The sequence below is a fragment of the Burkholderia aenigmatica genome (assembly GCF_048627025.1).
In the GTDB taxonomy this organism is placed as follows: Bacteria; Pseudomonadota; Gammaproteobacteria; order Burkholderiales; family Burkholderiaceae; genus Burkholderia; species Burkholderia aenigmatica.
In genome coordinates this window covers 1151558-1175640 of sequence record NZ_CP184470.1, presented here as the reverse complement: position 1 = coordinate 1175640, position 24083 = coordinate 1151558, and the positions used below count along the sequence as shown (strand labels likewise).

Genomic DNA, 24083 nt, shown 5'->3' with positions numbered 1-24083 from the left:
GCTGAACCGGCCGCGCGTTACGCGCCCGGCTGCCCGGCCTGCGGTGCGTGCGACGCATAGATCTTGCGGCACTTTTCGACGACTTCCCACGTGCCGCGAAAACCCGGCGGAATCACGAAGCGGTCACCGGCGCGCAGCACGCGCTCGCGGCCGTCCGCGTCGCGCACGATCGCGACGCCGCTCAGCATCTCGCAATACTCCGACTCGTCGTACTCGATCGTCCAGCGGCCGGGCGTGCATTCCCAGATCCCGCAGCTGAACTGCCCGCACGGGCTGATGTAGTGATGCGACAGCGTCTGCAGCGGATTGCCGTCGAGCAGCAGCCCGCTCGGCACGCGGCTCTGCGTGAGCTTCGCCGGTGCCCGCATCAGGTCGACGAGATTCGTGATGTTGGTCATGAGTGCCTCCAGGGCATGAGAGATTCGAAACGTTTCGGTGCCGCGCGGACGGACGAGCCGCCCCGCGCGGGTCAGAGCAGGTCCATCATCCGGTGCCAGGTCATCGCGAGCGCCAGCATCGGCGTGCGCAGCGCGCGCCCGCCCGGAAAGTCGCGATGGCGGATCCGGCCGAACAGGTCGAAGCGCGCGGCCTGCGCGTCGATCGCTTCCGCGATCAACCGCCCCGCGAGGCCCGTCACGTTGACGCCGTGCCCGGAAAAGCCCTGCGCGAAATACACGGTCGGCTCGAGCCGGCCGAAATGCGGCGCGCGATTCATCGTCGCGTCGATCAGGCCGCCCCACGCGTAGTCGATCCGCACGTCGGCCAGCTGCGGGAACGTCTTCAGCATGTCGCGCCGCATCGCGGCCGCCAGGTCGCGCGGCGCGTTCGTCGAGCTGCTGGCCTTGCCGCCCCACAGCAGCCGTCGGTCGCGTGTCAGCCGGAAATAGTCGAGCGCCGAATTGGTATCGCAGATCGCCGCATTGGCCGGCATCGTCTCGGCCGCGCGCGCGTCGCCGAGCGGCTCCGTCGCGATCAGGTACGTCGCGACCGGAATGATCTTGCGCGCGAGCGCCGGTGCCAGCTGCCCCAGGTACGCGTTGCAGGCCAGCACGACATGACGGGCATCCACGTGACCGCGCGCGCACCTGACGCGGTGATGCGGCGCGGCACGATCGAGCGCGAGCGCGGGCGTGTCCTCGTGGATCGTCACGCCGGCTTCGCGCGCCGCCCGCGCGAGGCCGAGCGTGTAGTTCAGCGGATGCAGGTGGCCGCTGCCATCGTAGCGGAGGCCGCCGACGTAACGGTCCGACGCGACGAAACGCTGCATGTCGGCGCGCTCGACGACCTCGTAGCCGCGATAGCCGAAGCGACTCGCGGCGGTATCGCGCCACGCGCGCAGCGCATCGAGATGGCGTGGCTTGTTCGCGGCAGTCAGGAAGCCGGAGGTCAGGTCGCAATCGATGCCGTACCGCGCGACCCGCTGCCGGACGATCTCGACCGATTCCAGCCCCATCGCCCATACGCGCCGCACGTCGTCTTCCGGCAGGTAAGCCGAGAACGTGTCGATGTCGCACGCGTACCCGGCGATCAGCTGGCCGCCGTTGCGTCCGCTCGCGCCCCAGCCGATCTTCGACGCCTCCACGAGCACGACCGAATGGCCGCGCTCGGCGAGATCGAGTGCCGTGGACAGGCCCGTGAGCCCGCCGCCGATCACGCAGACGTCGGCCGTCATGGCCCCGTCGAGCGACGGATGCTGCGCACGGTTGTTGGCCGTCGCTGCGTAGTAGGACTGAACATGTTGCTGGTTTTCGAACTTGAGCATGTGCAAGACTCGCGAACGGCGTCGCGTCAGAACGCGTAGATGAGTTGGGTGGCGAGCAGGTCGTTCGACTTCTGGTACGACCCGTCGTGACGCAGGAACACCTTGTTGCTCGCCCAGTCGTGCCGGTATTCGACCTTCACCGTCACTTGCTGGGTCGGGTAGAACAGCAGGTCGAACGCGGCGGCCTGCCGGGTCGCGCCCTTGCATTCGAAGCCGACGCCGCCGTTCGCCTTCGACATCGCGAGACAGTCCGCATCGATGCCGAAGCCGTTGTACGGATCCATCCCGTTGCCGTTCAGGCCGATCGACGAGCCGCCGCCGCCGTTCTTCCGGTTCACCAGCAGGTCGTAGCGCAGCGTCGCGCCCATGCGGCCGACCACCGGCGCGTTGAACTTGCGGTGCGCGAGCAGCGACAGCCCGAACCACTGCGCGAGCCCGCCGTTGAACGCGCCGTGCTGCTGCTGGCCGTAGTCGAACTCGGCGTTGTACTGCGCATCGGCAAGCGTGTAGGTCGCATCGGCTTCGCCGAAGAAGAACGCGCCGTACGCGCTCGGTGCGTTGCCGCCGACGCCGTAGCGCACGTTGCCGGTCGCCGGATCGACCGCGCTCGGCAGCGTCTGGCGGCCGATGCTGATCGAGCCGCCGACGTCGAGCGCGCTGCCGTGCAGGTAATCGACCCGCGCGGTGAAGGTCGGCACCTTGTTGCTGGTCGTGATCGGGTCGCCGAGCGCGTTCACGCCGGTCTGCGTGACCGCGCCCGCGCTGCGGAACTGCTCGTTGCCGACGAAGAACTTCCACGCCCAGTGGCCGTCCGGGCTCTGGTAGTTGAGGCCCGCGCCGATCGACGAACCCGGATCGGAGAAGTCGTACAGCAGGTTGTGCGTGAGCGTCAGCATCATGTTCGACTGCTGGTACTCGTAGCCGCCGAAGCCCGTCATGAGGCCGCCGGTGAGCGCCGTCGTGGCCGACAACGGCACGGTCAGCACGGCCGTGTTGATGATGTTCAGGCCGCTCGAGCCGCTGCCCGTCATCATCGACAGGCCCGCGCCGCGGTTCGGCATCAGCGTGATTTCCGCGGACGGCGCGGTCGGGCCGACCCCGAAGGTCTTCTTGATGTCGAGGAATACGTCGCCGAACGTGCTGTTGTAGTAGGTGTACGCGTTCTCGTGGTTCGCGAACTGGAACGACGACGTGCCGGCGCCCCGGTTGTACAGGTAGGTCGGATCGAGATAACCCGTCACCGACAGCCCCGCGATCGGGCCCGTGCGCGCGGCATCGGTCAGCGAATCGACCTTCAACTGCTGGTTCGCGACCTGCTGCCGGATTTCAGACACGTCGTCGTTGGTCAGCACGGCCGCTGCCTGCCCGTAGCCGGGTGCGGACGGGTCAGCCGCCGCGCCGGTCGCCGCGTTCGACGCGTTTGCCGCGGCCGGTACGGCCGAAGGCTTCGCGCCGAGTTGCGATTGCAGCGCGCTCATCTGCCGCTGCAGCACCGTGATCTGCTGCTGCAGCGTCCGGATCTGGTCGGCGCTCGAGTTCGCCGCGGCCAGCCCCGGCAACGCTCCTGCGATCAGCGCGCAGAGCATCTTCTTTTTCATGGAATGTCTCCTGGTCGTTCGTCTTTGTTCGTCACTTCGTGGGATGCGGGATACGGTCGTGCAGCGGCGGCGCGGCCGGCGGGCGCGCGGGCGGCATGGCGGAGGGCGACGCGGGCGTGCCGGATGCCTCGGACGCGGATGCCGCGTGCCACATCCGCGTGTCGCGCGCCTGCCGCCGCTCGCGGGCCAGCATCGCGCGGTTCACGACGACGACGCCGATCGTCACGACGGTGATGAACACCGTGGCGAGCGCATTCATCTCCGGGTTGAGCCCCATCCGCACGCGCGAGAACACGACGAGCGGCAGCGTCGTCGAGCCGGGGCCCGACAGGAACGCGGACAGGATCACGTCGTCGATCGACACCGTGAACGCGAGCAGCCAGCCGGACACCAGCGCCTGCGCGATCAGCGGCAGCGTGATCACGAAGAACACCTTCCACGGCCGCGCGCCGAGATCGAGCGCGGCCTCCTCGATCGAACGATCGAGCTCCTTCACGCGCGACTGCACGATCACCGCGACGAACGACAGGCACAGCATCACGTGGCCGATCCAGATCGTCAGCCAGCCGCGCCCGGCCGGCCAGCCGAAGGTCTGCTGCATCGCGACGAACAGCAGCAGCAGCGAGATGCCCTGGATCACTTCCGGAATCACCAGCGGCGCGTTGATCATCGCGGCGTACAGCGTGAAGCCGCGAAAGCGCCCCATGCGGGCCAGCACGAAGCCGGCCCAGGTACCGATCGCGACCGACGCGGTCGCCGTCAGCAGCGCGATCTTCAGCGACAGCCATGCGGCCGTGAGCAGCTCGTCGTCGTGCAGCAGCGCGCCGTACCACTTCAGCGAGAAGCCCGACCACACCGTCACCAGCTTCGATGCGTTGAACGAGTACACGACCAGGCTGATGATCGGGATGTACAGGAACAGGAAGCCCGCGCCCAGCACGCACGCGGACAGGATGCGATTTGCGCGGTTCATGGCTTGGCCTCCGCTTCGGTCTGGCTGTAATGGAGCAATGCCATCGGCACGAGCAGCAGCAGCACCATCGTCACCGTCACCGCGGACGCCATCGGCCAGTCCATGTTGTTGAAGAACTCATCCCACATCACGCGGCCGAGCATCAGCGTGTTCGCGCCGCCGAGCAGCTCGGGGATCACGTATTCGCCGACCGCCGGGATGAACACGAGCAGGCTGCCCGCGAGGATGCCGTTGCGCGACAACGGCAGCGTGATGCGCCAGAACGCGGACCACGGCGTCGCGCCGAGATCGTTCGCGGCCTCGAGCAGCGTGAGGTCCATCTTCACGAGGTGCGCGTACAGCGGCATCACCATGAACGGCAGGTACGAATAGACCATCCCGATGTAGACGCCCGCGTCGGTGTGATACAGGCGCAGCGGTGTCGCGATCACGCCGAGCGCCGCCAGCACGTGGTTCAGCAGCCCGTCGTCCTTCATGATCCCGACCCACGCATAGACGCGGATCAGGAACGACGTCCAGAACGGCAGCATCACGGCCATCATCAGCAGGTTGCGGCGGGCCGGCGTCGAGCGCGCAATGAAGTACGCGATCGGGTAGCCGGCCAGCAGGCACATCAGCGTCGACGCCGCGGCCATCTTCAGCGAGCTGACATAGGTGTTCAGGTACAGGTCGTCCTGCAGCAGCAGCGCGTAATGTTTCAGCGACAGCGCGACCTGCACGGTGCCCGCCTCCAGCCGCGCAAGTGCGGTGTACGGCGGGATGCCGAGCATCTGGTCGGCGAAGCTGATCTTCAGCACCAGCACGAACGGCAGCGCGAAGAAGATCGCGAGCCACAGGAACGGCACGCCGATCGCGACGCTGCGGCCCGACGGCAGAAAGCGCGACAGCATCGCGAAACGGCCCGGGCGCGCGCGGCCGGTGCCGGCGCTCGCGGCGCCGGTCGACACCGGCGCGGACGGCGTGGAAGCGGAGGTTCTCATCGTGGCGTCCTCATTGCGTCAGCACGACGCCGCTCGCCGGCGACCACGACACGAACACGTCGTCGTTCCACGCCGGTGCGTTGTCGTTCATCAGGTGCGAGCTCGACAGGTTCGACACGACCGTCTTGCCGCTCGGCAAGCGCACGTGATACAGCGAGTAGCTGCCCATGTACGCGATGTCGGTCACGACGCCGCGCGCCCAGTTGTGCTTCGAACCCGGTTTCTCGCGCGACACGTGTACGCGTTCCGGGCGCACCGAGATGCCGACCGGCATCCCGAGCGGGCCCGTCACGCCATGGTTCACATGCATGCGTGCTTCGAGATCGTCGCTTTCGACGAAGATGTGATCGGGCTCGTCCTCGACCACGCGCCCCTCGAACAGATTGGTCGAGCCGATGAATTCGGCGGAGAAGCGGCTGTTCGGGTATTCGTAGACTTCGCCGGGCGAGCCGATCTGCACGATCCTGCCTTCGCTCATCACCGCGAGGCGGCTGGCCATCGTCATCGCCTCTTCCTGGTCGTGCGTGACCATCACGCAGGTCACGTCGACCTTCTCGATGATGTTCACGAGTTCGAGCTGGGTTTTCTGGCGGATCTTCTTGTCGAGCGCGGACATCGGCTCGTCGAGCAGCAAGAGCTTCGGGCGCTTGACCAGCGAGCGGGCCAACGCGACACGCTGCTGCTGGCCGCCTGAAAGTTGATGCGGCTTGCGCTGCGCGTACTTGCTCATCTGCACCAGCGCGAGCGCATCGGCCACGCGTTCCTTGATCTCGTGCTTCGGCGTGCCTTCCTGCTTCAGGCCGAACGCGACGTTCGATTCGACCGTCATGTGCGGGAACAGCGCGTACGACTGGAACATCATGTTCACCGGGCGGCGGTACGGCGGCAGCGATGCAAGATCCTCGCCATCGACGAAGATCTTGCCGGAGGAGGCCGTCTCGAGCCCGGCGAGCATGCGCAGCAACGTCGACTTGCCGCAGCCCGAGCTGCCGAGCAGCGCGAACAGCTCGTTCTTTGCAACGGTCAGGTTCACGTTGTCGACAGCCGTGCTGTCGCCGAATTTCTTCACGACGTTTTCGATGCGCACGAACGCGTCGTTCGTCGCGCGGGTGGCGCCGGCCGCGGCCGGCGCATCGGGCAGGGTGTGGTTCATGGCCGCCTCCTCAACCGCCCGACTTCAACTGCAGCCACAGACGGTTCTGCATCCGCGCGATCTCGGCGCTGCGCGGCATCGCAAGCGACGTCTTCGCGATCGTCGCATCGGACAGGTAGATGCCCGGGTCCTGCACGATCGCCGGCGTCACGAACGGGCGTGCGGCCTTGTTGGCGCTCGGGTAGAAGATTTCGTTCGTGATCGCCGCGTTGGTCTTCGGATCCTCGATGTAGTTGATCCATTTCAGCGCGGCTTCCGGATGCGGCGCATCCTTCGGGATCGCCATCACGTCGAACCACAGCAGGCCGCCTTCCTTCGGATTCACATAGCGGATTTCGTACGCGCGCTTCGCGTCCAGCGTGCGCCGCCGCGCAATGCCGACGTCGCCCGACCAGCCGAGCACGACGCACACGTCGTTGTTCGCCAGGTCGTCCGCATAGCCGGCCGAGCTGAACTGCGTGACGTACGGGCGGATCTTCTTCAGCACGTCGTAGGCCGCCTGGTAATCGGCCGGGTTCTTGCTCTCCGGATCCTTGCCCATGTACTGCAGCGCCGCCGCGAACGCGGCGTCCGGCGCGTCGAGCAGCGAGATGCCGCAGCCTTTCAGCTTCGCCGCGTTCGCCGGGTCGAACAGCAGCGCCCAGCTGTCGGTCGGCGCGTTGTCGCCGAGCCGCTTCCTGACGGCCTCGACGTTGTAGCCGATGCCCGTCGTGCCCCACGCCCACGGTACGCCGTACTGGTTGCCCGGGTCGGCCTTCGCGACCATCTTCATCAGCACCGGATCGAGGTTCGCAAGATTCGGCAGCTTCGACTTGTCGAGCTTCTGGTACACGCCGGCCTGGATCTGCTGCGCGAGATAGTTCGACGTCGGCACGACGATGTCGTAGCCCGAGCTGCCGGCCAGCAGCTTGGTCTGCAGCGTGTCGTCACTGTCGTAGCTGTCGTAGCGGACCTTGATGCCCGCCTGTTTCTCGAACACCGGCACCGTGTCCTTCGCGATGTATTCGGACCAGTTGTAGACGTTCAGGTTGGCATCGCCGGCACGCACCGGCAGGCTTGCCGCGGCGGCAAGGCCCGCCGACATGACGAACATGGCACGGACGGCCGGACGACAGCGAAATCGGACACGCATGGGGATCTCCAGAGAGTTGTAATCGGCTGTTGCATCACGCTCGGGCGGACTCGCGGCAACGCCGTCAGACGGTTTCGGCACAGGGGTCAATGTAGAGATCGCGATTCGCACCGTCAGTCCCGAAAACCGGGACAAGCGATGTCGCGTGCCGGGGCCGTTTGAGTGGATTCCCATCTAGGCAATCGAAAATCGTCGTGATACGAGTAGCGCCACCTGAAATTTCCTGATACCCGAGGCCATGGACGCTGCGCTCCCCTCCCCCGATCTGCCGCTGAGTCACGTCGCATTCGTGACGGAAACGCTGGGCGATATCGCGCAGGCCGTCGGCACGCCGCAGTTCATGCGCGCCGTCTACGACACGCTCGTGCGCTACGCCGACTTCGACGCGGTGCACCTCGACTACGAACGGGTCGCGTCGTCGGGCCGGCGCAGCGTCGGCTGGATCGGCAGCTTCGGCCGCGAGCCGGAACTCATCACGCAGGTGATGCGCCACTACTACCGGAGCTATGCGAGCGACGATGCGACCTACGCGGCCATCGACAGCGAAAGCGACATGCAGCTCGTACAGGTGTCCGCGCAGCGCGTCGCGAGCGAGATCCGCCATCAGTTCTTCGACAGCGGCGACATCCACGACGAATGCGTGATCGCCGGCGTCACGCTCGGCACGCGCTATTCGATCTCGATCGCGCGCTCGCGGCGGCTGCCGCCGTTTTCATTGAAGGAGTTGAGCCTGCTGAAGCAACTGTCGCAGGTGGTGCTGCCGCTGGCGTCCGCGCACAAGCGGCTGCTCGGCGCGGTGTCGGCCGACGGCGGCGAGTGCGACGAACTCGATCTCGACCACGTCGCGCAATGGCTGCCGGAATGGCAGGAACGGCTGACCGCGCGCGAGATGCACGTGTGCGCGTCGTTCATCCAGGGCATGACCTCGGCTGCGATCGCGCAGTCGATGGGGCTCAAGACGTCCACCGTCGACACGTACGCGAAGCGCGCATTCGCGAAGCTTGGCGTCGATTCACGCCGGCAGTTGATGACGCTCGTCCTGAGAAACGCGTCGCGACGGCACGACGCATGAGTTTCCCGCGCACCGGCCGCCGGCCGGTTGCGCACGCATCCATCCCCGCGCCGCCTCATAACGATCCGACAATTTATTGGTTCCCTTGACGATGCGCTGTCCGTATCGTTCACCGACTCGTCAGACCATTCGACCAACGGGGGAATCCAACAATGAAACAGATCCGTTCACTCGCACTGCTCACGCTGCCGGCCGCGCTCTATGCCGCCGGCGCTCACGCACAAAGCAGCGTCACGCTGTACGGCATCGTCGATGCCGGCATCGCATACGTGCACAACGCGCAGAACGCGAACGGCAGCAACGCGTCGAGCCTCGTCAAGTTCAGCAGCGGCAACCTGTCGGGCAGCCGCTGGGGGCTGCGCGGCACCGAGGATCTCGGCGGCGGCCTGGCCGCGCTGTTCCAGCTCGAGAACGGCTTCAACATCGGCACCGGCGCACTCGGCCAGGGCCAGCGCGAATTCGGCCGCAAGGCCGTCGTCGGCCTCTCGAGCAGCACGTACGGCACCGTGACGCTCGGCCGCCAGTACGATCCGGTCGTCGATCTCGTGCAGGGTCTCACGCAGGACAACTATTTCGGCGGCGTGTTCGCGACGCCGGGCGATCTCGACAACTACGACAACAGCCTGCGCGTCAGCAACTCGGTGAAATACACGAGCCCGCTGATCTCGGGCTTCCAGTTCGAGGGCCTGTACGGCTTCGGCGGTGTCGCGGGCGCCACTGGCAGCGGTCGCACGTACAGCTTCGGTGCAAGCTACGCGAACGGGCCGCTGTCGCTCGGTGCCGGCTTCTTCTACGCGAACGGCGGCTCCACCGTCGCAAACGGCGTGCGCAACTGGTCGAGCAGCTCGGACACGCTGTTCAACACCGTGATCAACCAGGGCTTCTCGAGCGCGAAGTCGATCCAGATCGTGCGCGTGGCCGGCCAGTACGTGGCCGGGCCGGCCACCTTCGGCCTCGCGTATTCGAATACGCAGTACGGCGCGGACACGCTGTCGGCCTTCAGCCAGAACGCGAAGTTCAACAACGGCTCGGCGTTCTTCAACTGGCAGTTCTCGCCCGCGCTGCGCGCGGGCGTCGGCTACAACTACACGTCGCTGACGGGCCCGGCGTCCGCGCACTACAACCAGGTCAACCTCGGTGCGGACTACGCGCTGTCGAAGCGCACCGACCTGTATGCGCTGTTCGGCTACCAGAAGGCGAGCGGCAACACGCTCAACGCGAACGGCGCGGTCGTGAAGGCCGCCGCGTCGGTCGGCTCGTATGGCGTGAACTCCGGCACCGATACGCAGGAACTCGCGATCGTCGGGATTCGCCACAAGTTCTGATCGCGTCGCCGCACGGCGACCTCGACCACGACGACAGCCGGCAGGCGCGCACCGCGGTGCGCGCCTGCGGCGTTTACACTGTCCACGATCCCGTTCCGCACGACACAAGGAGGCCGGCATGCTGACCGTATGGGGGCGCCGCAATGCATTCAACGTCCAGAAGGTGATGTGGCTCGTCGACGAGCTCGCGCTCGCGCATCGGCACGTGCCGGCCGGCGGGCAGTTCGGCGTGCTCGACACGCCCGCTTTTCTCGCGATGAACCCGCACGGGCGCGTGCCCGTGATCGACGACGGCGGCACGGTCGTCTGGGAATCGCACAGCATCCTGCGCTACCTCGCCGCGCGTTACGGCCGCCCCGGCTTCTGGCGCGACGATCCCGCCGAACAGTCGCGCGCCGACCGCTGGATGGACTGGTCGCAAACCACGCTGCAGCCGACGTTCCTGAACGGCGTGTTCCGCGGCTTCTTCCGGACGCCGCCCGAGCAGCGCGACACGGCGCGCGTCGAGCAAAGCATCGCGCAGTGCGCGCAGCACTTCCGGACGCTCGATGCCGTGTTGGCCGGGCAGCCCTTTCTCGCGGGCGACGCGCTCACGCTCGCCGACATCGCGACAGGCACGCACCTGTACCGCTATTTCGAGCTCGACATCGCGCGGCCGGACATCCCGCACGTGCAAGCGTGGTACGAACGGCTGAAAGCGCGGCCCGCGTATCGCACGCACGTAATGATTCCGTTCGACGAGTTGCGCGGGCGGCTCGATTGACTGTGAGGCGTCAAGAGGTGGTGTCTCGACGCGGGAAATCTGGCCATCGGCATCGTGCTCACCCCATGGCGCTGTGAGCACGATGCCGGTTGTCGTGATGCGATTACCCGGGCGAGCGATGCGGCCGCTAACGGCTTTCTGGCGCAGCGTCGACCGGATGCCCGACGTCATGCAACGACGCGATCAATCTCTGCCTGACGGTCTGAACCTTGATCGAATGGCGATTATGTGGCGGATAGGCGATAAAGAGCCAATCGCCGTATTTTGGCAAGGGCTTGGCGGAACTGGCCTCCATGATCGGAACGAGTTTTCCAGCGGACAACTCGGCACCCACCAGCCAATACGGCATCAGAATAATGCCCTGATTTGAAATCGCCGCAGAAATAACCGCATCCGACATATTGGACGAGAATGATCCTTGAGGCAGGAAGTGAGTCACGCCTGCTTTGTCTTCGAATACCCAATGCTTGTCGAGCCCCAGTATTTCATGCCGTATGCAGCGGTGTTTTTTCAAATCATCGATTTCTTCCGGAACGCCGTGTCGTGACAAATACGTCGGGCTTGCGCAGAGCACATGCGTATTCGGCGTGAGCCGGTGCTGAATCAGCGACAAGGATTGATCCTCCCCGACTCGAATTCCCATATCGAAACCCTGGGTCACCAGATCACGGTATTCATCACTGAGATCAAGCTCTATCTCGAGCCTGGGGAATTCATCAAGCAACGCCGGAATGATGTCGATCAGATAGCGGCGTCCGAAATTCTCGGGAGCCGTGATACGCATCCGCCCCGACATATCTTCCGTCACACCTCTGATCGCCTTCAGCGTCTCGTCCAGCTGTGTCAGCTGGACGCGCGATTGCAGCAGCCGGTACCCGGCTTCGGTCAGCGATAGCTGACGCGTCGAACGGACGAACAGCGTCGCGCCCAGGTTTTGCTCCAGCTGGTTGATGAGGCGCGTGATCGAGGAAATGGCGACCTGACGGGTGCGCGCAACGGCGGAAAAGCTCCCCTGATCGGCAACGTCGAAGAACAGTCGAACTGCGGCGATGGTGTCCATGGATCACTCGAATCATATTTTGCGCAAAGCGCAAGGCACCTTTCGAACGCGCGAAGTGCCTGCTGCCGGGGGAAAGAGAATACCATTTCAAGGTCAGAAAAATTTTGCGCCTGGCGATGAATAAACTCGCAATATCGGCGCAATCGAGACGCACGGCGACAACGAATATTTTCTATTCCAGCCAGTAGCGAAGGAGACTCCCGATGATTCGGCGCTTCGATAAATTGTTCATCAATGGGGACTGGATTGCCCCGCATGGCAGCGATTTCAGTCCGGTCATCAATCCGGCTACCGACGAAGTCATCGCCGAGATATGCAATGCAACCGCCGAAGATGTGGATAAAGCATTCCGTGCTGCCAGACAAGCATTCGGCACATGGTCGAAAACCCCATCCAGCGAGCGTCATGACTGGATCGTGAAAATCCACGATGCGCTGGAAAGCCGTCGCGAGGATCTGGAGAACGCCATCTCGGCATCGATGGGTTGCCCGATCGAAGTGACACGACAGATACAGACGTCCTGTCTCGGTGCCTTCCGGAATTTTGCTGCGCGCAGCGCGATGCTCGACGAGACGACGGAGGTCGACAACGTCGTGGTCATCCGGGAGCCCGTCGGTGTATGCGTGCTCATCACGCCGTGGAACTATCCGCTGTTCCAGTTGCTGACCAAAGTCGGCTCCGCGCTGGCCGCAGGATGTACGGTCGTGATCAAGGAATCGTCGGTCACGCCGCTGCAAGGCCTGATACTGGCGGAGATTGTCGACTCGATCGGCCTTCCCAAAGGCGTCTTCAACCTGTTGACCGGCAGGGGGAGCGTGCTCGGCGACCTGCTGGTCACCCACCCGGCCGCGGACATGGTGTCGTTCACCGGATCGACGGTCAATGGCGCCCGTATCCAGGAACTTGCCGCCCGGTCGATCAAGCGGGTCTGCCTGGAACTCGGCGGCAAGAGTCCTTTCATCATCACGGAAAGCGCGGATCTCGAGGCCGCAATCAGGTTCGGTGTCGAAGACGTGATGATCAACTCCGGCCAGACCTGCGTCTGCCTGTCTCGCATGCTGATTCCGACATCCCGGTACGAAGAGGCGGTCACCATCGCCAAGCGTATCGCCGAGCGCATCAGGATCGGCAACCCGGCGGATGAAACGACCGACATGGGCCCGATGAGCTCCCGATCCCAACGAGAGACCGTCATCGCGTACATCAACAAGGGGCTGGAGGAAGGTGCCAGATTGGTGACCGGCGGCCCCGATCTTCCCGAAGGCATCGACAAGGGGGCCTTTGTCAGACCGACGATCTTTCGTGACGTGCACAACAGGATGACGATCGCACAGGAAGAAATATTCGGACCGGTCATCTGCATGATTTCGTACGACCGGATCGAGGATGCCATCTTCATGGCCAATGACACGCCTTACGGACTATCGTCGGCGGTCTGGTCCGGAACCGTCGCGGACGCAATCGACATCGCCAGGAAGATCCGGGCGGGCGCCTGCTCGATCAACGGCGGCGAATTCAGCTATGAAGCGCCATTGGGCGGCTACAAGCAATCAGGCAACGGCCGCGAGTGTGGCGATTTCGGCATGCATGAATTCATCGAGCTGAAGAGCTTGCAACTGCCCGCAAGCGCGCGTTGATCCTTGAATGAAACGTGAGTTCCGATACACGGGAGGCGCCATGCTGAATATCGTTTCGGAGCCAGCAGCCGATGGCTACGACTATGTCGTCATCGGGTCCGGATCCGCTGGAAGCACGATCGCCGGCCGACTGGCAGAAGACACATCGTTAAGCATCCTTCTGATCGAGGCGGGCGGATCCGATATCAATATCGGCATCGTCATGCCAGGCGCGATGGGTCTGCCGTTGCTCAGCGACAAGACGAACTGGAAGCTTTTTTCGGATGATGGCCCGGGGCCCATTTACGAGCCGCGAGGCCGCGTGCTGGGCGGTTCGTCATCGGTCAACGGCATGAACTGGATGCGCGGCAACGCCGAGGACTACGATGCCTGGTCCGATTTCGGCGTGGCAGGGTGGGATTACCAGGACGTCCTTCCCTACTTCAAAAAAATGGAAACATTCGAAGATGGCGAGAATCGCTGGAGAGGGGGCAGCGGCCCGATCAAGGTCGAGCGGGCACCCTGCAGAAACCGGCTGTTCGAGGCATTCCTCGAGGCCGGGCAGCAAGCCGGGCATGCGTTGAATCCGGATCAAAACGGGGAGAAGCAAGCAGGCATGCATCGAATCCAGCGCAACATCTGCGACGGCCGGCGCATCAACGCTTCGTATGCCTATTTGCGGCAAAAGCCCATGCGCAACCTCGATGTCATGTTGCATACACGGGTGACGCGGCTGCTGTTTTCAGGCACGACCTGTGTAGCCGTCCAGGCCACCCGCCAGGGCAGGAATCATCGTATCGCCGTAGGGCGCGAGGCGATTCTTTGTGCGGGTGCCTTGATGTCCCCGCACCTGCTGATGCTGTCGGGCATCGGAGAGGCGGACGCGCTCCGCAGCCATGGCATTGCGCCGGTTGTCCACCATCCGGAGGTGGGGCGTCGCTTATCCGATCACACGGCGCTCGTCGTCGACTGGCATGTCAGAAACGAGCGCGATTCGATGGCCCGCGAGTTGTCCGTGCCGCGCCGCCCGCTGATCGGCGCGCAATGGCTCCTGACACGTCGAGGCATTGGCGCCTCCAATCTCTTTGAAGCCGGCGCGATGATTTCCACCGACGGCTCGGGGCGACCGGATGTCCAGATGGAGTGCGTGGCTTTTCGACCGTACTTCGGGCACGACGCCATACGCATCAATCCCGGCTACCACTGCTCATTGAGTCTGCAACGGCCCACGAGCACCGGGCGAGTATGGTTGCGCTCCGCCGACCCACTGGCAGCCCCCGCGTTCAGCTTCAATTATCTGACGACCGAATACGACCAAAAACTGGCGATCAAGGCGATCAAGTCCGTACGCGAGATCATGAGCCAGTCCGCCATGGCCAGGCACGTTCAGGGGGAGGCAGACGACATTGCGCAGGCGCGCAGCGACGCGGACATTCTGGCGTGGGCGAAAGCCACGGCGGAATCCAATTACCACCCGTCCTGCACGTTGCGCATGGGGACGGTGACGGATTCGGAGGGCCGGGTGTTTGGCGTCGAACGCGTCCGGGTAGTCGATGCTTCAATTTTTCCGACCATCCCGTCCGCCAACCTCAATTCACCGGTCACCATGCTGGCAGAGAAGATTGCCGCGTCGATTCTCCGGCAATCCGGGCAAGCCGGTTCGGCGCAGCGCAATGCGTTCTCGATCGATACGGCCTGAGCGCGACACCTTGCGTCCTTGAGAGACGTCGCTGAAAGATGAATCGGAATGTCGTGGAGCCTGAGCGAACATGAGCAAGCATGAAAGCAACGCCGAACGGATCAACGCAATGCCCGACCACGCCGAAGCCGGCCCGACTGCCAGCAAGCTGTATCGCAAGCACGGCATCGCCGACGACGGCCTCGACGCGTGGCGTGCCCGGCTCGGTAGCGGGAATACCGCTGAAGCGAGACGCGTCAGACAGCTGGAGGACGAGAACACTCGTCTGAAGCTGCTCGTTGCGGACCAGGCGCTCGATATCAAGCTGCTCTGGGAAGTCGTCAGCGGGAAGAACCTGCAATCTGATGCTGACTGAAGGCCGTTCCGTTCGACGCCTTGCCCGGGCGGCTCGATGAGCGGATGTCCTGGCGCGGCAGATCCGCCCGCAAACCCCGCCTAATGTCGCCGCATTCCACCGAATCCGCTCGCGCCGCCGAACTGATGCATGCCGCCGAATCCGTGGCCGGCGGCACCCACCGGAAACGCGCCATGGTGAAAACCGGCGCCGATCGGCACGCCGAAGCGGTGATGTTCCATCCCGTTGAAGTGGACCACGTGATCGAAGTGGTGGAAATGGTGAAAGTGGTGGAAGCGATCGACGAAGACGAAGCCCACGCCCGCGCCGATGAAAAGCGGCGGCCCCCAGTACCACAGGTCGGCATACGGATAGTCCGTCGCCGGATACCATAGAACGCTACCGTCGGGGCTCTGCACGAACTGCCATGTGCCATCGTCTTGCAGGCACGCACGCCCCACGATTTGCTGCTCCGTGCCGTCGATGTTCGCCTGCGCGACGACCGCACGGCAGTTCGTATCGGTGTCCGCCTGATCGTCGTACGTTTGCGCAAAGACCGCCGCGGAACAGCCGAGACAGACGATACCTATCCCGGATCGAAACCAGTTGCACATGATCGGCTCCTGCCAGATTGCCCCCGACCACTCGATCGCGTGGCGCCGCTGGCGGCGCCCGGCAGATCGGATTGCTTGCACACGCTTCATCACGCGGCGCTCGCATGCCGCCGCTTCATACAGGGTCTCCTGCCGGCTAAACGATGCAGCGCGCCTGCTTATTCCAGGGGTCTGGTTCGAATGAATCGTTGTCGCGTTTGACGTCCGGCCTAGCGTCTCGCGAAGCGATAGGCAGCCGCTGCGGTGATCCCGAATACCAGATGAGCCACCAGCGTGATCGCGCCGCGAACCGGGATGAACCACGGGAAGATCGTGGTAAAGGCGTACAGGTTGACGCCGTACAGGATGAGGCCGAACGCGCCGCCTGCGAGTAGCGCGGCCGCGAGCGACAGGGTGCGAATCACCTTCGCCAGCACGGCCGCGTAGGCCAGCGACAACACCAGGTGCACGAGGGTCGCCACCGCCATCACCAGCGGATCGAAGCCGCCGGGCGCGCCGAGCACGCGGCGCCCCATCACGATGGCCGCCGTGAGGCGCGCGTCTCGCAACAGGTTCCCGATGGCGTCGTCGCCGACGATCGGCCAGAGCAGCAGCTCGACGACGGTCGAGCCGACCGCCGCACCGAATGCGGCCCAGAACACCGGGACGAGACTGGCTCGCTTCAATGGGCGTTCCCTTCGCAACCGGCCGATGCATCGAAGCGGCGTGCGCCCCACCCGCTCCGGCGCCGGTCGGCCGACATGTGCCCGCGATACCGAACCGGGCGGCCACGCAAAATTACGACGCCCCTTCGCAATCCGACCAGTACGCGAAAGGATCGCGATGTTTCGGATAATTCTCGTCCAGCCATTTCAGCAACGTCGCGCGCGCATTGTCCATGTCGGCTTTCAGCGACGAGGTCGTCAGTTCGTGCACTTCGACGGACTTTTCGCGATCGACCACGAAGCAGTTCCAGTCGGGGCCGTCCAGATCCGGATCGTCGGACGCCTTCGACGACTTGCCCCAGCCGAACCCCTTGCGTGCGTCGATGTAGTACCGCGGATGCACCTTCAGGTACGACATCTCGCCGCCTTGCAAGCTGCTCTCCGCGCGCAGCACGTCGTGTCCGTCGACGACCTGCGTGACTTCCGGCAGCCGGCGCGCGCGCCATCCGGCGGGCAGCGTCGCGATGGCCTTGACGCTGTCGTACATCCCCCACTCCAGCCCCCAGGCTTCGGCCATGCGCTTCATGAATGCGTCCGCATTCGGATAGCCGCGCAACTGGATCCGGGTCGACAGCGTGACTTCGACACCGCCGCGCCCGCCGGAACCCGCGGACGCTTCATCGCCCGCCGCTTCGAACGGATTGAACGGATTGCCCGGACGCGACGCGCGCGTCTCATCCGCGGGCGCCATACCCGAAAACAGCTGGTCGAGCGCCGCACGCGCTTTCGACGACTTGTCTGGCCTGTTCATCGCTGACCTCCTTTCCATCGGCACGGCTGTACACATTTTCGATTTTCGTTCATCTCTCCACCTCATCGTTTTTCGCGGTCGCATTGTCGTCGATCCGGCGGCCCGAGCCTAGTGCCGCGAATCGCGTACCGCTTCCTTCGGCGCCATCGGCCCCCGTGGCGGGTCGTCACGGCGGGCCGGCTAGCGGCCTTCGCCCACTGCCGCCCGCATCCGCTCCATCAACGCGAGCACCTCCGGCCGATTCTCCCCCTTCGCGTGCACGAAGTAATACCTGAGCACCGAATCGACCTCGTGCGGGCTCACGCGCACGAGGTCGCTGCGCTTCAGATAGGCGTCGGCGAGCGGCACGCGCGCCAGCGCCACGCCGAGCCCGGCCTCGGCCGCGGCCAGCACCAGGTTGTAATCCTCGAAACGGCGATCCTGCGCGCGCGGCTTGAACGGCACGCCCAATGCATCGAACCACGTGCGCCAGCCTGTCACGTCGGAATCGTGCAGCAACGGCAGGTCGAGCAGCGCTGCATCGCCGCACCGGCGGCGCTCCGTGGCCAGCTGCGCGGCGAGCCGCGGATGCGCGACCGGATAAAGCCGCTCCGGCATGAACGCACGGGTTTCGAGCTGACGCCAGTTGCCGCGCCCGTAGCGAATCGACAGATCCGCTTCGCCGCCGGCGATATCCACGTTGCGAAGCTCGATGCCGAGCTCGATGCGCAACGCCGGCGCCTCGCTCTCGAGCGCATGCTGGCGCTCGAGCAGCCAGAGCTGCGCGAAGGCCGGCACCACGCTCATCCTGACCAGCCGCGGCGTACGCGGCGAGCGCCACTGATCGGCCGCACTGTCGATGATCGCGAACGCCTGCTCGATCCGGCCGACGAAGCGCTGCCCGTCCGGCGTCAGGCGCACGCCGCGCGCATGACGTTCGAACAACCTCAGGCCGAGCCAGTTTTCAACGGCGGCGACCCGCCGGCTGATCGCGCCGTGCGTCACGCCGGAGACGTCGGCCGCAGCCAGGAACGAACCCTCGCGGGCGACCGTGCACACCGTCTCCAGGCTCGCGAGCGGCGGCCGCGAACCTGGCACCGGCACGGCGGCGGGCGACGCCGCCGGCGCGCGCTTCGCGCGGGTTGAAGCACCGGCCGGCCGCCGGCCCGAGCTGTGAATCATGGTCATATCTGCGTGCTGATCTGTGCGCTAGCTTAACATCTTGCCACGCCGCATCATTGCCGCATGAACACGCTCTCCACCCCGTCGTCGCGCCCTGCGCGGCAGCCGCTGATCGCGGCCGGCGCGGTCGCTTTCACGATCGTTTCGTGGGCGTCCGCTTTCCCGTTCATCCGGATCGGCCTGCATGGCCTGACCCCGCTGCAGCTCGCGGCGGCGCGCTTCGCCACCGCGGCCGTGCTGATCGTCGCGTGGCTGATCGCGCGACGGCCGCGCGTGCCGACACGGGGCGACGCACTGCGCTTCCTGCTGTGCGGCTTTCTCGGCATCGCGCTCTATAACGCGCTGCTCAATACCGGCGAGCAGACCGTATCGGCCGGCGCGGCAAGCTTCATCGTGAACACCCTGCCGATCTTCACCGCGCTGCTGGCCGCAGTGTTTCTTGGCGAGCGCTTCAATCGCTGGGGCTGGCTCGGCTCGCTGGTCAGCCTCGCCGGCATCGCGGTGATCGCGCGCGGACAGCCGGGCGGCCTCGTCCTCGGCGCGGGCAGTACATTGATCCTCGGCGCGGCCCTGTGTTCGGCCAGCTATTTCGTGTTGCAGCGGCGGCTGATTCCGGTGTACGGCGCGCTGGCCTGCACCGCGTACACGCTGCTGGCCGGCGCGCTGCTGCTCTCGCCTTGGCTGCCGGGTGCGCTCGTGGCACTGGGCAGCGGGTCGCGCGACACGACGCTGGCCGTCCTGATGCTCGGCATCTTCCCTGCCGCGCTGGGTTACGCGACCTGGACGTTCGCACTCGGCTACTTCGGCGCGGCACGCGCCGCCAACTTCCTCTATCTGACGCCGGCGGTCGCGACGATCCTGTCGATGGCGCTGACGGGCGAGCGGCCCGGTATCGAGACGGTGTGCGGCGGCCTGCTGGCGATTGCCGGCGTGATCTTCGTGGCGTTGCGCGGACGTTCCTAGGGTCGCAGCGTCATCGGGCCGCATGATCGCCTCGGCGATCCGCTAGCGCGCCGGTCGGGACGCCCCCGGCATCTGCGATACCGAATGCATGACGCGGGCTGTCGCCGTCGCACCAGTTCGCCGAGGTTGTCGAACTTGACCGTTAGTTGCGCTAGATGAGGGCATCGATCCCGATGAAGCATGGTCATGCAACCGGATGCGCAATCGAAACCGTCCAAACTGTGCAGACAAATCGACCGAACAGTTCCGGATTGACCGCGCATCAGTGTCCATGGCTTCGTCCCGGCCGCCGGCCGAATAATGGATGCGGCCGTAAGGCCGTCGACAGCGAATCGCAGCCTGCGGCCTGCTGCGGCGCACGATTTCCGGCATCCGGCACCTTCGAAATCCGGGCGCCGGCCGTGCCGCGCCCGCCCCGCCATGCGATTCGCCGCAGCGCGCAAAATCGGCTTCATATATATTCGTACGAATTGCACCGTATCAGGCCCCGATTCGGCCGCTCAGCCGGGCGGCACGTCGCAGGTCAGGACGCGATGCAAGTGAAGCCCATGATGGGTATGGAGACTCGTCCGATCGCCCCGACCTCGCCGTCGGCCGGTCGAGACGTCAATAGAAAGATCATTCAATTCGGAGATGGCAGATGGAACGAAGCACTGTCGGCATGCGCTGCAAACCCCTGATCACCGTTGCACTGGCTGCCGCCGCGTTTGCGGCCGCCTCGACCGCCATGGCCGACCAGGTCGTCAAGATCGGCAGCGTCGAGCCGACGACGGGCGGCATCTCGCACCTCGGCAAGGACAACGAGAACGGCGCGCGCCTCGCGGTCGAGGAAATCAATGCGAAGGGGCTCACGATCGGCGGCAAGAAGATCACGCTGCAACTCGACGCGCAGGATGACGCGGCCGACCCGCGCCAGGCCACGCAGGTCGCGCAGAAGCTCGTCGACGACAAGGTCGTCGCCGTCATCGGCCACCTGAACTCGGGCACGTCGATCCCGGCCTCGAAGATCTACAGCGACGCGGGCATCGTGCAGATCTCGCCGTCGGCCACCAACCCGACCTACACGCAGCAGGGCTTCAAGACGACCTACCGCGTCGTCGCGACCGACGCGCAGCAGGGTCCGGCACTCGCGAGCTATGCGCAGTCGAAGGGCGTGAAGAGCGTCGCGGTGATCGACGATTCGACCGCGTACGGCCAGGGCCTCGCGAACGAGTTCGAGAAGAAGGCGAAGGCGCTCGGCCTGAAGGTGCTGTCGCACGACGCGACCAACGACAAGGCCGTCGACTTCCGCGCGATTCTGACGAAGGTCAAGGGCGAGAATCCGGACGCGATCATGTACGGCGGCATGGACGCCACCGGCGGCCCGCTCGCGAAGCAGGCGAAGCAGCTCGGCCTGCGCGCGAAGATCCTGTCCGGCGACGGCGTGTGTACCGACTCGCTGGCCGAACTGGCCGGCCCGGCGGCCGACAACGTGCTGTGCTCGCAGGCCGGCGCGGCACTCGAGAAGATGCCGGGCGGCGCGGACTTCCTCGCGAAGTACCAGAAGCGTTTCAACCAGGGCATCAAGTTCGATGCGCCGTTCGCGTATGACGCGGTCTACATCGCGGTCGACGCGATGAAGCGCGCGAACTCGACCGATCCGGCGAAGATCCTCGCCGCGATGCCGTCGACGAAGTACGAAGGCGTGATCGGCACGACGACGTTCGATTCGAAGGGCGACCTGACGCACGGGATCATCTCGATCTACGGCTACAAGAGCGGCAAGAAGACCTTCCTCGACCAGGTGAAGATGTAACCCGACGCGGCGCCGGCACGACGGGAACGCCACCCGTCGGCGCCGGCGCCGCGCGGGCCGATTTCTGATTCACGGAGACGAAAGCATCATGTGTGCAATGGCGTATGCGGAATTCCAACAGGAGTTGAAGAAAGCGCAGTTGACGGCGCGCGAGTTCGCCCGCCTGATCCGGATGAATGAAAGTTCGATCACGAACTATTCGAGCAAGGGCACGGTCCCGTCCCATCTCGCGGTGATCGCGAAACTGATCGGCACGATGGCCGCGCACGAGATCGATTTCCGGCGCGTGATCCGGCAGATGCGGATCGAACCGAAACGGCCACGCGGCGGCGGCACGTTTCCTGCGGCGGAAAAAACACGTTCCGAAACGACCCGCGACGACGAGTCGTAAGCCGCGAACGCATTGTTCCGCGCCGATGGCCGCAGCCAGCACCCGGCAGCCGCGTGCTTCATTCGATCGCGTGTCGCCGCAGCATTCCCGGCACCGCCGTTCGCGTCGAGCGCGATCCTGCGACAGCCCCGTCGCACCCTGCCGCGCGGAAGACGCGAAACCGCCCCTCCGCGCCGCGCCGCACACTCGCCTGCCTGCGTCGAACCGCTGCTAGTGCGCCGCGAGATACGCTTTCACCGCCGGTAGCGCCGGCTTGCCATCGAACGTCGTGACGCCGGCCAGCCACGGGTCCAGCATCGACGTGTTCCGTTTCAGCCATTCCGCCGCAGCCTGGTTCGGATCCTGATGGTTCATGATCGGAATCATCAAATGATTCTCGAGCTCGGTCGTGAAGTGCAGGTTCGACGCAAACTTCGCGACATTCGGGCAGCGCGCCTCGTAATCCGGCGGCTCGACCGTGAACACCTTGGCCTCGCCATAGTTCGGGCCGAACACGTCGTCGCCGCCGGACAGGTAGTTGATCTTGTATTGCGCGTTCATCGGATGAGGCTCCCACGCCAGAAACACGATCCACTGCTTGTCGCGAACGGCCCGGTTGAGCTCGACGAGCATCCCTGCCTCGCTCGACTCGACCAGCTTGAACTTGCCGATCCCGTCCTTGTTCTCCCGGATCATCTTGCCGATCAACTGGTTGCCGTCGTTCCCCGGTTCGATCCCGTAAATGCGGGACTGCAGCTTGTCCGCGTACTTCGGCAGATCCGCGAACGTCCGGAGCCCCGCCTGATACACGTAGTCCGGCACCGCCAGCGTGAATTTCGCGCCTTTCAGGTTCGGCTCGGGAAGGACCTTGATCGAGCCGCTCTTGACGAACGGCGCGATGATCGGATCCATCGACGGCGACCAGTAGCCGAGGAAAATGTCGATCTGCTTGCTCTTGACCCCGGCAAACGTGATCGGCACCGAGGCGATGGTCTTCGACGGGTTGTAGCCCAGCGCGGACAGCATCGTCGACGCCAGCCCGGTCGTTGCCGCGATGTCGCTCCAGCCGACATCGGCCATTCGCACGTTTCTGCAGGTCGCCGGTTCGGCCGCGCCCGCGGAAGCTGCCGCAGCGGATACGCACAGCGCGGCGACCAGTGCCGTCATACCAGTTCGATTCATGGTGATACCTCGGGTTGCGTCGTTGAAATGATCGGGGATCAGGCCAGCGCACCGGCCGATTCGCGGGCCCGGCGTTCGTGACTCGGTGCGTGTCCGAAGAAAGTGCGAAAGGCCTTGCTGAAATGCGTCACGCTCTGGAATCCGCATGTCTTCGTGACGTTCGCGATCGACATGTTCGAGTAGCGGATCAGTTTCCGCGCGCGCTTCAACCGGAGGCCGACGTAGTACTCGTGCGGCGTCACATCCAATGCCTCCCTGAAGACGCGCTGCAAGTGGCGCATCGATACGCCGGTCAACCGGGCCAGATCCGGCACGGTGAGCGGCTCTTCGATATTCGCCTCCATCAGCCGTACGGTCTCGATCAGTTCCTCGCGCGAAAAACCCACCCGTGACGCGATCGGAATCGGCTGCGGATCGGTCACGGCCCTGACCCGCTCGATCGAGAATTGCTCCGAGATGTGCCGCGCCATCGCCGGCCCGAGATCCGATGCGATCAGGTGCAGCATCAGGTCGAGCGGCGCCGTGCCACCGGTACAGGTGAGGCGATCGCGGTCGATGGCGAAGAGTTCGTCGACGAAGCGGACGTCCGGAAACTCGGCATGCAGTTCGGACAGCACCTCCCAGTGAACCGCGCAGCGATACCCGTCGAGCAGGCCGCTGGCCATCAACGCATAGGCCCCCGTGCACAGCCCGCCCACCACGACCCCGCGCCCGGCCAGCGTCCGGAGCAGTCGCTTCGTCCCTTCGTCCACGGCATCTCGTACGTCCCATCCGCCGCAGACGAACATCACGTCGGGCATGCTCGCGGCGAGGTCCAGCGGGCACGCCGGCCCCGCGACGATGCCGTTGCTGGCGCGGATCGCCGTTTCGTCGTCCACCGAGTAAATGGTCCAGTCGTAGCGGGAGACGCCGAGCAGCTGGTTGGCCATTCGCAGGGCTTCGATCGCACTCGTCAGCGCAATCATCGAATACTTTTCCAATATCAGGAATCCGAAATGACTGAATGTCGGTTTCATCGCATCGATCCTCTCAACCTCTATTCAACCGGCATCATGCCTGCCGAACCGCGCCCGCTT

Annotated in this window: 23 protein-coding genes; 9 read left to right on the top strand and 14 right to left on the bottom strand. The window is 64.9% G+C overall.

Going from position 1 to position 24083, the window contains the following annotated elements; all coding sequences use genetic code 11:
* Nucleotides 1-17 precede the first annotated feature (17 nt).
* From ACN8ZM_RS37655 to ACN8ZM_RS37625, 7 genes are all read right to left on the bottom strand, one after another.
* Entirely contained in the window at nucleotides 18-398 is a 381-nt protein-coding gene (locus tag ACN8ZM_RS37655) for a cupin domain-containing protein (protein WP_089454574.1), read from the bottom strand.
* Between the two features lie 71 nt (nucleotides 399-469).
* On the bottom strand, nucleotides 470-1762 hold the full coding sequence (locus ACN8ZM_RS37650) for an NAD(P)/FAD-dependent oxidoreductase (protein WP_420213003.1): 1293 nt from the start codon (nucleotides 1760-1762) through the stop codon (nucleotides 470-472).
* Between the two features lie 26 nt (nucleotides 1763-1788).
* Entirely contained in the window at nucleotides 1789-3360 is a 1572-nt protein-coding gene (locus ACN8ZM_RS37645) for a DUF3138 family protein (protein WP_420213002.1), read from the bottom strand.
* Nucleotides 3361-3391: 31 nt separating this feature from the next.
* Nucleotides 3392-4333 (bottom strand): ABC transporter permease subunit, encoded by a 942-nt coding sequence (locus ACN8ZM_RS37640; protein WP_089454577.1) that lies wholly within the window; start codon nucleotides 4331-4333, stop codon nucleotides 3392-3394.
* Entirely contained in the window at nucleotides 4330-5313 is a 984-nt protein-coding gene (locus tag ACN8ZM_RS37635; RefSeq protein ID WP_089454578.1) for an ABC transporter permease subunit, read from the bottom strand. The genes ACN8ZM_RS37640 and ACN8ZM_RS37635 overlap by 4 nt, the downstream gene beginning before the upstream one ends.
* Nucleotides 5314-5323: 10 nt before the next feature.
* A complete protein-coding gene (locus ACN8ZM_RS37630; RefSeq protein WP_420213001.1) occupies nucleotides 5324-6466 on the bottom strand; it encodes an ABC transporter ATP-binding protein in 1143 nt (380 codons plus the stop codon).
* Nucleotides 6467-6476: 10 nt separating this feature from the next.
* Nucleotides 6477-7550 (bottom strand): polyamine ABC transporter substrate-binding protein, encoded by a 1074-nt coding sequence (locus tag ACN8ZM_RS37625; RefSeq protein WP_230624399.1) that lies wholly within the window; start codon nucleotides 7548-7550, stop codon nucleotides 6477-6479.
* Between the two features lie 286 nt (nucleotides 7551-7836).
* Here ACN8ZM_RS37625 and ACN8ZM_RS37620 point away from each other — a divergent pair, with 286 nt between their 5' ends.
* The 3 genes from ACN8ZM_RS37620 to ACN8ZM_RS37610 all read left to right on the top strand — a co-directional run bounded on the left by ACN8ZM_RS37620 (nucleotide 7837) and on the right by ACN8ZM_RS37610 (nucleotide 10758).
* Nucleotides 7837-8670: a helix-turn-helix transcriptional regulator gene (locus ACN8ZM_RS37620; RefSeq protein ID WP_089454582.1), complete on the top strand. Its 834-nt coding sequence runs from the start codon at nucleotides 7837-7839 to the stop codon at nucleotides 8668-8670.
* 152 nt (nucleotides 8671-8822) lie between these two features.
* Entirely contained in the window at nucleotides 8823-9995 is a 1173-nt protein-coding gene (locus ACN8ZM_RS37615) for a porin (protein WP_089454583.1), read from the top strand.
* A 118-nt stretch (nucleotides 9996-10113) separates the two neighbouring features.
* Nucleotides 10114-10758 carry a glutathione S-transferase family protein gene (locus tag ACN8ZM_RS37610; protein ID WP_089454584.1) on the top strand — a complete coding sequence of 215 codons (645 nt, stop codon included), beginning with the start codon at nucleotides 10114-10116 and terminating at the stop codon, nucleotides 10756-10758.
* Nucleotides 10759-10885: 127 nt separating this feature from the next.
* Here the strand turns inward: ACN8ZM_RS37610 and ACN8ZM_RS37605 are convergent, their stop codons facing one another.
* The gene (locus ACN8ZM_RS37605) at nucleotides 10886-11818 is read right to left on the bottom strand and encodes a LysR family transcriptional regulator (RefSeq protein ID WP_420213000.1); all 933 of its coding nucleotides are present in this window, start codon (nucleotides 11816-11818) and stop codon (nucleotides 10886-10888) included.
* A gap of 206 nt (nucleotides 11819-12024) precedes the next feature.
* On the opposite strand from ACN8ZM_RS37605, the gene ACN8ZM_RS37600 reads away from it, so the two are divergent.
* The 3 genes from ACN8ZM_RS37600 (at nucleotide 12025) to ACN8ZM_RS37590 (ending at nucleotide 15488) form a co-directional block, all read left to right on the top strand.
* A complete protein-coding gene (locus ACN8ZM_RS37600) occupies nucleotides 12025-13455 on the top strand; it encodes an aldehyde dehydrogenase family protein (protein ID WP_420213330.1) in 1431 nt (476 codons plus the stop codon).
* A 40-nt stretch (nucleotides 13456-13495) separates the two neighbouring features.
* The gene (locus ACN8ZM_RS37595) at nucleotides 13496-15133 is read left to right on the top strand and encodes a GMC family oxidoreductase (RefSeq protein ID WP_420212999.1); all 1638 of its coding nucleotides are present in this window, start codon (nucleotides 13496-13498) and stop codon (nucleotides 15131-15133) included.
* Nucleotides 15134-15203: 70 nt separating this feature from the next.
* Complete coding sequence (locus ACN8ZM_RS37590; protein WP_043183977.1) at nucleotides 15204-15488, top strand: transposase; 285 nt, start codon at nucleotides 15204-15206, stop codon at nucleotides 15486-15488.
* 80 nt (nucleotides 15489-15568) lie between these two features.
* On the opposite strand, the gene ACN8ZM_RS37585 is transcribed toward ACN8ZM_RS37590, so the two are convergent.
* From ACN8ZM_RS37585 to ACN8ZM_RS37570, 4 genes are all read right to left on the bottom strand, one after another.
* Nucleotides 15569-16081, bottom strand: a complete 513-nt coding sequence (locus tag ACN8ZM_RS37585; RefSeq protein WP_420213329.1) for a hypothetical protein — start codon at nucleotides 16079-16081, stop codon at nucleotides 15569-15571.
* A 209-nt stretch (nucleotides 16082-16290) separates the two neighbouring features.
* A complete protein-coding gene (locus ACN8ZM_RS37580) occupies nucleotides 16291-16746 on the bottom strand; it encodes a sodium:proline symporter (protein WP_420212998.1) in 456 nt (151 codons plus the stop codon).
* 112 nt (nucleotides 16747-16858) lie between these two features.
* On the bottom strand, nucleotides 16859-17536 hold the full coding sequence (locus tag ACN8ZM_RS37575) for a nitroreductase (RefSeq protein ID WP_420212997.1): 678 nt from the start codon (nucleotides 17534-17536) through the stop codon (nucleotides 16859-16861).
* Between the two features lie 180 nt (nucleotides 17537-17716).
* Nucleotides 17717-18703 (bottom strand): LysR substrate-binding domain-containing protein, encoded by a 987-nt coding sequence (locus tag ACN8ZM_RS37570; protein ID WP_420212996.1) that lies wholly within the window; start codon nucleotides 18701-18703, stop codon nucleotides 17717-17719.
* 57 nt (nucleotides 18704-18760) lie between these two features.
* On the opposite strand from ACN8ZM_RS37570, the gene ACN8ZM_RS37565 reads away from it, so the two are divergent.
* The 3 genes from ACN8ZM_RS37565 (at nucleotide 18761) to ACN8ZM_RS37555 (ending at nucleotide 21846) form a co-directional block, all read left to right on the top strand.
* Nucleotides 18761-19660: a DMT family transporter gene (locus ACN8ZM_RS37565; protein WP_043183973.1), complete on the top strand. Its 900-nt coding sequence runs from the start codon at nucleotides 18761-18763 to the stop codon at nucleotides 19658-19660.
* Nucleotides 19661-20300: 640 nt separating this feature from the next.
* The gene (locus ACN8ZM_RS37560) at nucleotides 20301-21455 is read left to right on the top strand and encodes a branched-chain amino acid ABC transporter substrate-binding protein (RefSeq protein ID WP_043183972.1); all 1155 of its coding nucleotides are present in this window, start codon (nucleotides 20301-20303) and stop codon (nucleotides 21453-21455) included.
* A gap of 88 nt (nucleotides 21456-21543) precedes the next feature.
* The gene (locus tag ACN8ZM_RS37555) at nucleotides 21544-21846 is read left to right on the top strand and encodes an XRE family transcriptional regulator (protein ID WP_301767597.1); all 303 of its coding nucleotides are present in this window, start codon (nucleotides 21544-21546) and stop codon (nucleotides 21844-21846) included.
* Nucleotides 21847-22056: 210 nt separating this feature from the next.
* Here the strand turns inward: ACN8ZM_RS37555 and ACN8ZM_RS37550 are convergent, their stop codons facing one another.
* A complete protein-coding gene (locus ACN8ZM_RS37550) occupies nucleotides 22057-22992 on the bottom strand; it encodes a choline ABC transporter substrate-binding protein (RefSeq protein ID WP_420213328.1) in 936 nt (311 codons plus the stop codon).
* A 53-nt stretch (nucleotides 22993-23045) separates the two neighbouring features.
* A complete protein-coding gene (locus ACN8ZM_RS37545) occupies nucleotides 23046-24023 on the bottom strand; it encodes a GlxA family transcriptional regulator (protein ID WP_420212995.1) in 978 nt (325 codons plus the stop codon).
* Nucleotides 24024-24083 lie beyond the last annotated feature (60 nt).